Raw genomic sequence first — 8,800 nt, 5'->3', positions numbered from 1 at the left:
AACCGCCGCGACACGCGCGCAGGTACGGGCCGCCGAGGCGGCCGTCGTGGCCGCCCGCACCCAGGTGGCCGGCGCGCGCGCGGCGGTGGCCGCCGCCGCCGCCACGCTGGCCCGGGTGAAGGCCGACATCGACGACAGCGCGCTGGTCGCGCCGCGCGCGGGCCGGGTGCAGTACCGCATTGCCCAGCCCGGCGAGGTGCTGGGCGCGGGCGGCAAGCTGCTGAACATGGTGGACCTGTCCGATGTTTACCTGACCTTCTTCCTGCCGGAAGCCGCCGCGGGCCGCCTGGCGCTGGGCAGCGAGGTACACATCGTGCTCGACGCCGCACCGCAGTACGTGATCCCGGCGCGCGTGTCATTCGTCGCCAGCACCGCGCAGTTCACGCCCAAGACGGTGGAGACCGCCAGCGAACGCGAGAAGCTGATGTTTCGCATCAAGGCGCAGATCGACAGGGAACTGCTGCTCAAACACCTGCAGCAGGTCAAGACCGGCGTGCCCGGCGTGGCCTGGGTGCGTCTGGACCCGAAGCAGCCATGGCCGCCTGAACTGGCGGTGAAAGTTCCGCAGTGAAGCTGTCGCTGGAAGCGCCCGCGGTCGCGAAGCTCTCGGGCCTGAACCTGCGCTACGGCAAGACCGTCGCGCTGGACGGCATCAGCCTGGCCGTTCCCGCCGGCTGCATGGTCGGGCTGATAGGGCCGGACGGTGTGGGCAAGTCCACCTTGCTGTCCTTGCTGGCCGGCGCACGCCAGGTGCAGCAAGGCGATGTCGAAGTCCTGGGCGGCGACATGCGCGAGGCCGCCCACCGCCAGGCGGTGTGCCCGCGCATCGCCTATATGCCGCAGGGCCTGGGCCGCAACCTCTATCCCACGCTGTCGGTCGAGGAAAACCTGCAGTTCTTCGGCCGCCTGTTCGGCCATGACGCGGCCGGGCGCCGGCAACGCATAGACACGCTGACGGCCGGCACCGGGCTGGCGCCATTCCTGTCGCGGGCCGCCGGCCAGCTGTCGGGCGGCATGAAGCAAAAGCTGGGTCTGTGCTGCGCGTTGATCCACGACCCGGACCTGCTGATACTGGACGAGCCCACCACGGGCGTCGATCCGCTGTCGCGCGCGCAGTTCTGGACGCTCATCGCGCGCATACGCGCCGGCCGCCCCGGCATGAGCGTGATCGTCGCCACCGCCTATATGGAGGAGGCGGACCGCTTCGACTGGCTGGTCGCCATGGACGCCGGGCGCGTCCTGGCCGCCGGCGCGCCGGCCGAGCTGAAGGCGCACACCGGATGCCGATCGCTCGAAGCGGCTTTTATCGCCTTGCTGCCCGAGGCGCGGCGGCGCGGCCATGCCGAGGTGGTGATCCCGCCGCTGGCCGGCACGGGCGACGCGGGTTTTGCCATCGAGGCGCAGGGCCTCAGCAAACGCTTTGGCGACTTCGTGGCCGTGGACCATGTGGATTTCAGGATCAGGCGCGGCGAGATCTTCGGCTTCCTGGGCTCCAACGGCTGCGGCAAGTCGACCACCATGAAAATGCTGACCGGCCTGCTGGCGCCCAGCGAAGGCCAGGCCCTGCTGTTCGGCCGCGCGGTCGATGCGCGCGACATGGCCACGCGCCGCCGCGTCGGCTACATGTCGCAGGCGTTTTCGCTGTACGCCGAACTCAGCGTGCGGCAGAACCTGGTGCTGCATGCGCGGCTGTTCAGCCTGCCGGAAGCCGGCATTGAAACAAGGGTCGACGAGATGCTGGGCCGCTTCGGCCTGGACGGCGTGCAGCACAGCCTGCCGGAAAACCTGCCGCTGGGCGTGCGCCAGCGCCTGTCGCTCGCGGTGGCCATGGTGCACAGCCCGGAGCTGCTGATCCTGGACGAGCCGACTTCGGGCGTGGACCCGATTGCCCGCGACCTGTTCTGGCAGCTCATGGTGGACCTGGCGCGCAAGGACCAGGTGACGATTTTCATTTCCACCCATTTCATGAATGAGGCCGCGCGCTGCGACCGCATTTCGCTGATGGACGCGGGCCGGGTGCTGGTGACCGATGCGCCGGCGGCGCTGGTGCAGGCGCGCGGCACCGCCACGCTGGAGGAGGCCTTCATCAGCTACCTCGAAGAAGCCGCGCCGGCCGCCGCAGCGGCCGCTGCCGTTGCCGTTGCCGCCCCTGAAGCACCGGCCGCGAAGGCCGCGCAAGTTGCGGACACCGCGGCGTCCCGCGCCGCGCCGCGGCAGGGCGGCTTCAGTGCCGGCCGGGCCTGGAGCTATGCCTTGCGCGAAACCCTGGAACTCCGGCGCGACCCGGTGCGCGCGACGCTGGCGCTGCTGGGCACGGCCATCCTGATGTTCATCATCGGCTACGGCATCAGCCTGGACGTGGAGAACCTGAGCTACGCGGTGCTGGACCGCGACCAGACCGTGCTCAGCCGAGCTTACGCGCTGAACCTGTCGGGCTCGCCGTATTTCATCGAGAAGGCGCCGCTTGCCGGCGAGGCCGAGCTGGACCGCCGCATGCGCGCCGGCGACATTTCGCTGGCCGTTGAAATTCCTTCGGGCTTTGCGCGCGACGTGCAACGCGGCAAGCCGGCGCAGATAGGCGCTTGGGTGGACGGCGCCATGCCCGCCCGGGCCGAAACCATACGCGGCTACATCCTGGCCATGCACCAGCTGTGGCTGGCCGATCTGTCCCTGCACCGCCTGGGCGTGGCGCCCGTGGCGGCCGGCACGGTGGAGATCCGCTTTCGCTACAACCCCGACGTCAAAAGCCTGCCGGCCATGGTGCCGGCCGTCATCCCCATGCTGCTGATGATGATTCCGGCCATGCTGGCCGCGCTGTCGGTGGTGCGCGAAAAGGAGCTCGGCTCCATAATCAACCTCTACGTCACGCCGGTCACCCGCAGCGAATTCCTGCTCGGGAAACAGCTGCCCTACATCGCCCTCGGGCTGCTCAATTTTTTCCTGATGGCGGCGCTGGCCGTGACGGTGTTCGATGTACCCATCAAGGGCAGCTTCGCCACGCTGGCGCTGGCGGCGCTGGTGTATGTGGTCTGCGCGACCGGCCTGGGCCTGCTGGTGTCCACCTTCACCCAAAGCCAGATCGCCGCGCTCTTCGTGACCATGATAGGCACCATCATTCCCTGCGTGCAGTTTGCCGGGCTGCTGAACCCGGTGTCCTCGCTCTCCGGCGCGGGGGCTTTCATAGGCCGCATTTACCCCGCCACGCATTTTTTGACCATCAGCCGCGGTGTGTTCAACAAGGGCCTGGGCGCCGCCGAACTGGCCGCCTCCTTCTGGCCGCTGCTCGCGGCGGTGCCGGTGATCCTGGGGCTGGCGGTGGTGCTCCTCAAAAAGCAGGCGCGCTGACATGGGCCTGTCTTTCCCCAACATCTTCCGCCTGGGTGTCAAGGAACTCTGGAGCCTGGCGCGCGACCCCATGATGCTGGTGCTGATCGCCTACACCTTCACCGTGTCGATCTACGTCGCGGCCACCGCCATGCCCGAAAGCCTGCACCGCGCGGCCATCGCCATCGTCGACGAGGACGCCTCGCCTCTGTCGGCGCGCATCACCGAAAGCTTCTACCTCCCGCGTTTCACCACGCCGCAGCGCGTCACGGCCGCGCAGGGCGACCGCGGCCTGGACCGCGGGGACTACACCTTCGTGCTGGCCATACCGGCGGGTTTCCAGCGAGACGTGCTGGCGGGCCGGTCGCCGGCGATACAGCTCAATGTGGATGCCACCCGCATGAGCCAGGCCTTCACCGGCAGCGGCTACATCCAGCAGATCATAGGCGGCGAGGTCAACACCTTTGTGAACCGGTACCGCGCCGAGACCGTGCTGCCGGTCGAGCTCGCCATGCGCCTGCGCTTCAACCCCAACCTGGACCAGTCCTGGTTCGGCTCGCTCATGGAAATCATCAACAACGTGACCATGTTGTCCATCATCCTGACCGGGGCGGCGCTGATACGCGAGCGCGAGCACGGAACCATCGAGCACCTGCTGGCCATGCCGGTCACGCCGGCTGAAATCATGCTGGCCAAGATATGGTCCATGGGCCTGGTGGTGCTGCTGGCCGCCGGGGTGTCGCTCACCGTCATCGTGCAGGGCGTGCTGCGGGTGCCGGTGCAGGGCTCCGTCAGCCTGTTCATGCTGGCCGCCGCGCTGCATCTTTTCGCCACCACCTGCATGGGGATCTTCCTGGCGACGCTGGCGCGCAGCATGCCGCAGTTCGGCATGCTGCTGGTGCTGGTGCTGCTGCCGCTGCAGATGCTGTCCGGCGGTGCGACGCCGCGGGAGAGCATGCCGCAGTTTGTGCAGCACATCATGCTGGTGGCGCCGACCACGCACTTCGTCTCGGCCGGCCAGGCCATCCTGTTTCGCGGCGCCGGCCTGGCGGTGGTGTGGCCGCAACTGCTGGCCATCACGGTGATAGGCCTGGTGCTGTTCGCGGCCTCGCTGGGCAGCTTTCGCAGGACTGTCGCGCAGACGACCTGAGTTTCGCGAGGGAAGGGCCGCGGCGCTCAGGCCCCCGCGGGGTAGCCGACAGTCTGCGACAGCAGGACCTGCTGGTCGTGCGTCAGGCCCAGCGCATCGGCGATGGCCGCGCCGTCTATCCACGCGCGTATCACCGCGCCCAGGCCGCTGCCGGCGGCGTAGAGGTAAACGTTTTGCGCCATGGCCCCGGCCGCGACGTGGGCGTAGGCCTCGCGACGGCCGGCGGGGATAAAGCGCATGCGCGCATGGTCGGCGACATAGACCAGGTCCAGCGGCGCATCGTCGACGAAGTCCTGGTAGCCGGTGATGCGCCTCAAGTCTGCGCCCGCGGCCAGCTGCAGCTCATGCCTGGCGGCGTCGTAGCGGTAGGCGCCGGCCGGCAGGGCCGCGAAAATATCGATTTCATGCGCGCCCAGCGCCGAAGGCGCCGTGCGCCCACCGTCGTCGCGGTTGACACCCCCGGCCGCCCACAACAGGTTGGACAGCTGTCGCAGCGGCAGCTCATCCGGCGAGTAATCGCGACGGGAGCGGCGCGCAGCCAGGGCTTCCATCAGCGGCAGGCCGCCCTGCCTGTCGGGCGGCGGCAGGGTGATCACGGCGGCCGCGTCGCCCAGCGCGGGCTGCGGCCGCAGCTTGCCCATCAGGCCGAGGGCGAATTTTCCTAGGGTTGTCATGGCGTTTCTCCTGAAGGTGTTTACACGGTCACGGGCTCAGGCCTGCTTGGTCATGTAGCCCATCCACGGCCAGTAGGTCAGCGCAAAAATCACCAGCAGCGCCGCCGCCGCCAGGGTGATGACCAGGCCGGTGCGGACAAAATCGCGCGCGTCGAAGGTGTCGGTGCCGTAGGCGATCATGTTCTGGGGCGCGTTGACCGGCAAGATGAAGCCGAAGCTCACGACGAACTGCAGCAGCATGGTCATGCCGACCACATTGATGCCCGGCGTTTGTACGGCCAGCAGCACGCTGATGATGATGGGCACCATGGTGGAGGCCAGCGCCGTGGCGCTCGCGAAGCCGAGGTGGATCACGATAAGGAACAGCGACAGCAGCATCAGGATCGCGAAGGCGCCGGCCTGCTGCAGCCCGAGGTGCAGCACGATCAGGTTGGCCAGCCAGCCGGCGGCATTGGTCTTCAGCAGGGCGGTTCCCACACTGATGCCCACCGCGAACAGCAGGACCGTGCCCCACGGAAAACCGCGCTGCGACTCCTTCCAGTCCATCACGCCCAGGCGCGGCAGCAGCATCAGCGCGATGGCGGCGATGGTGGTGGAGGAGGTGTCGAAGTCGTGCAGCACTTTTTCGGTGGCCCAGAAACCCAGCAACACCAGCACGATGGCCAGCAGCTTCCACTGCCGGCCCGTCATCGGCCCCAGCGCCTCGAGCTGCTCGCGTATCGTGGCCCGGCCGCCCGCGATTTCCTTCATCTCGGGCTTCATCATGCGGGTCATGATGAAATAGAGCGCGATGCTCAGGAGGGCCGAGAACGGCGCGCCGGCCACAAACCATTGCGCCCACGTGATGCCGGCGCCGAACTGCTTTTCAATAAAGCCGATCGCCACCATGTTCTGCGCGGCCGCGGTCTTGATGCCGATGTTCCAGACGCTGGCGGTCTGAGCCGCGGTGATGACCAGCAGGCCGGCAAAGCGGCTTCGCTTGTCAACCTTGAAGGCGAGGATGAAGCCCATCATGATGGGCACCAGGCAGGCCACGCGCGCCGTGGTGCTGGGCACGACGAAGGACAGCAGGAAGCCGGTGGCCATGGCGCCGATCACGATGTGGTTGGTGCCGGCGTCCACCTTGGACAGCACCTTCAGGGCAATGCGCCTGTCCAGCCCGGTGGCCGACATGGCGGCGGCGATGAAGCAGGCCGCCGCCACCAGCGCCACCGCGCTGTTGGAAAACCCGGACAGGGCCAGGCTGAGCGCCGCCGCGGTGCCCATGGCGGGCCCGCCCGGCCTGGCCGCATCGGGCGCCCAGGCCAGCAGGAAGATCATCAGCGCGCCTATCACCACCGAACTCACCGCGTAGTCGAGCGCCTCGGTCATCCAGACAATCACCGCGAAGGCCAGGATGGCCAGCATCAGCTGGCCGGAGCGCGGCAGGCCTTCAAGCGCGGGCATCCACGCAATCGCCAGCAAGGCGGCAAGCGCGGCGGCCAGGCCGGCGCGCTTCACGAGGCCGCCGCCGGCACTGGCGGGCAGTGGCGCAGCGGGCAGGGGAGCGGGTACTGAGTTCATGCAATCTCCTTGGGTTTACCCGTGGGTTTCAGGCGGGGGGCCTTGCCCGCGCTGAGCTGGCGCACCGCACGGGCCAGCAGGGGCGCCATGCGGATGGCGTTGGATGGGTGGGCGATCGTGTCGCAGCTCAACACGCGCGACGCGCCGCCTTCAAGCAGTCGGCGCTGGGTTTCACCGTCAAACAGCGCGTGCACGGTGATGCACACGGGCGCGCCCAGCCCGGCTTTGACCAGCAGGCGCGTCGCGGCGAGCATGGTTTCACCCGTGGACACAATGTCGTCGAGCAGCACCGGCACGCGCCCCGGCCAGCGTTCGCGGCTTGCCAGCCTGACGCCCACGTCGCGGTCGCCGCGCCGTGTCTTGCGCAGCACGGTCCAGGGCGCGCCGGCCAGCCCGGCGACTTCGGCGACCCACTGCGCGCTTTCCGCGTCCGGCCCTATCAGCCAGGGCGACGCGACATGGCCGCGCAGCCAGCGGGCAATCAGGGGGGCGGCCGGCACGACCTGCGTGCGGAGGGAATAGATCTCGCCCAGGCTGTGCACGCGGTGCAGGTGCGGGTCGACGGTCACCAGGAAGTCCAGCGATGCGGACAGCAGCCGCGCATAACTGCGCGAGGTGACGGCTTCGCCGGGGTGAAAGCGCTTGTCCTGCCGCATGTAGGCCAGGTAGGGTGCCACCAGGCCGACCTGTGAGGCGCCCAGTTCGCGCGCCGCGTCCGCCGCAAAAATCAGGGGCAGGGTCTTGGCGTCCGGCTGGTCCAGGCTGCCGGCCAGCAGGGCGCAGCAGCCCTCGACCGCGGCGTCTATGCGCACGCCGGTTTCGCCGTCGGGATAGTGGTGCAGCGCCAGCTCGCTCCAGCCGCAGCGCAGGCTGCGCGCAAGCGCCGCGGCCAGTGGCGCGCCGCCGGGCAGGGCGATGACCACCATCGGCTCACGCTTCACCGCGCGTCCTCCATCACATGCACCGCCTCGGCCTGCGCGGTGGCGTATTCCAGCGCATAGGCCAGCTCGCCCGGTGAGGCCGCGTGCAGCGTGAACAAGGGCTGGCCGCGCTCCACGACCGTGCCCAGCTGCACATGCATGGCTATGCCGGCGCAGGCCGAGGTAGGCGCCCCCGCGAGTTTGGCGATGCGGGCCAGGCGCCGGTTGTCGATGGCGATCACGGTGCCGGCGCGCAGCGAGGGCACGGGCTGGCGGCAAGGGGCGACGGGCGGCTCGCGCAGGCCGCCCTGGGCTTCGCAAATCTCCTGGAATTTTTTCCAGGCACGCCCGTCCTCCAGTACGGCGGTGGCCAGCGCAATGCCGCCGCCGGCCGGCGCCGCGCCGCCGAATTCCAGAATCTGCCCGGCCAGGTGCAGCGAGCGCTGCGCCAGGTCGGCGGGCGCCCCGTCGTCGCGGCGCAGCACCGCCAGCACGTCGCGCGCCTCCAGCGCGGGCCCTATGCCGCGGCCCACGGGCGCCACGCCGTCGGTCTGCACCACGCGCATGTGCAGGCCCAGCGCATGGCCGACCTGTTCGAGCTGCCGGGCAAGCTGGTTCGCGGCATGCGCGCTACGGACCTTGGCGGTCAGCCCGACGGGCATGTCGATCAATACATGCGTGGCGCCGGCCGCCGCTTTCTTCGACAGGATGGACGCCACAAGCTGCCCCTGGCTGTCGAGGTCCAGCGGGCGCTCGACGCGGATCAGGACATCGTCAGCCGGGCTGAGCCGCACGGAGCCGCCCCAGACGATGCAGCCGCCGGTGCGCTCGACCACGCGGCGTATCTGCGCCACGTCCAGGTCCACCGGCGCCAGCGTCTCCATGGTGTCGGCCGTGCCGGCCGGCGAGGTGATGGCGCGCGACGAGGTCTTGGGCATGCGCAGCCCGCAGGCCGCGATGATGGGCACGATGACCATGGTGGTCCGGTTGCCGGGCAGGCCGCCCACGCAATGCTTGTCCATCACCAGGCCATCGCCCCACTGCATGCGTTCGCCGGCATTGACCATGGCGCGCGTGAGCGCGATGGTTTCATCCATGTCCAGGTGCTCGCCCGCGCAGGCCGTGACGAAGGCCGCCAGCTGCAGGTCCGAGTAGCGGCCCGCCGCCAC

Annotated in this window: 7 protein-coding genes; 3 read left to right on the top strand and 4 right to left on the bottom strand. The window is 69.2% G+C overall.

Features of this window, described 5'->3' with window-relative positions; translation table 11 throughout:
• The 3 genes from PMI15_RS03455 to PMI15_RS03445 all read left to right on the top strand — a co-directional run.
• Positions 1-571 (top strand): HlyD family secretion protein (locus PMI15_RS03455; protein ID WP_007863729.1); only part of this gene is annotated, 571 nt, incomplete at its 5' end.
• The gene (gene rbbA, locus PMI15_RS03450) at positions 568-3,345 is read left to right on the top strand and encodes a ribosome-associated ATPase/putative transporter RbbA (protein ID WP_007863726.1); all 2,778 of its coding nucleotides are present in this window, start codon (positions 568-570) and stop codon (positions 3,343-3,345) included. The genes PMI15_RS03455 and rbbA, both read left to right, overlap by 4 nt.
• 1 nt (position 3,346) lies before the next feature.
• A complete protein-coding gene (locus PMI15_RS03445; RefSeq protein ID WP_007863724.1) occupies positions 3,347-4,474 on the top strand; it encodes an ABC transporter permease in 1,128 nt (375 codons plus the stop codon).
• A 26-nt stretch (positions 4,475-4,500) separates the two neighbouring features.
• Here PMI15_RS03445 and PMI15_RS03440 read toward each other — a convergent pair whose 3' ends face one another.
• From PMI15_RS03440 to PMI15_RS03425, 4 genes are all read right to left on the bottom strand, one after another.
• On the bottom strand, positions 4,501-5,148 hold the full coding sequence (locus PMI15_RS03440) for a SagB/ThcOx family dehydrogenase (protein ID WP_007863722.1): 648 nt from the start codon (positions 5,146-5,148) through the stop codon (positions 4,501-4,503).
• A 36-nt stretch (positions 5,149-5,184) separates the two neighbouring features.
• On the bottom strand, positions 5,185-6,711 hold the full coding sequence (locus tag PMI15_RS03435; protein WP_007863714.1) for a DASS family sodium-coupled anion symporter: 1,527 nt from the start codon (positions 6,709-6,711) through the stop codon (positions 5,185-5,187).
• Positions 6,708-7,637, bottom strand: coding sequence for a ribose-phosphate pyrophosphokinase (locus tag PMI15_RS03430; protein WP_036837343.1), 930 nt, complete (start codon positions 7,635-7,637; stop codon positions 6,708-6,710). The genes PMI15_RS03435 and PMI15_RS03430 overlap by 4 nt, the downstream gene beginning before the upstream one ends.
• 11 nt (positions 7,638-7,648) lie before the next feature.
• On the bottom strand, positions 7,649-8,800 hold a 1,152-nt coding region (locus tag PMI15_RS03425), incomplete at its 5' end, for a thymidine phosphorylase family protein (RefSeq protein ID WP_051001911.1).

This window comes from Polaromonas sp. CF318 (assembly GCF_000282655.1).
In the GTDB taxonomy this organism is placed as follows: Bacteria; Pseudomonadota; Gammaproteobacteria; order Burkholderiales; family Burkholderiaceae_C; genus Polaromonas.
The sequence above is the reverse complement of the archived record's forward strand: the minus strand, read 5'-3'. Positions and strand labels throughout refer to the sequence as shown.

Excerpts from the sequence above, each read along its gene's own strand:
- PMI15_RS03445 (WP_007863724.1), top strand. The coding sequence starts at position 3,347 with ATGGGCCTGTCTTTCCCCAACATCTTCCGCCTGGGTGTCAAGGAACTC.
- PMI15_RS03440 (WP_007863722.1), bottom strand. The coding sequence starts at position 5,148 with ATGACAACCCTAGGAAAATTCGCCCTCGGCCTGATGGGCAAGCTGCGG.
- PMI15_RS03430 (WP_036837343.1), bottom strand. The coding sequence starts at position 7,637 with ATGGTGGTCATCGCCCTGCCCGGCGGCGCGCCACTGGCCGCGGCGCTT.
- PMI15_RS03435 (WP_007863714.1), bottom strand. The coding sequence starts at position 6,711 with ATGAACTCAGTACCCGCTCCCCTGCCCGCTGCGCCACTGCCCGCCAGT.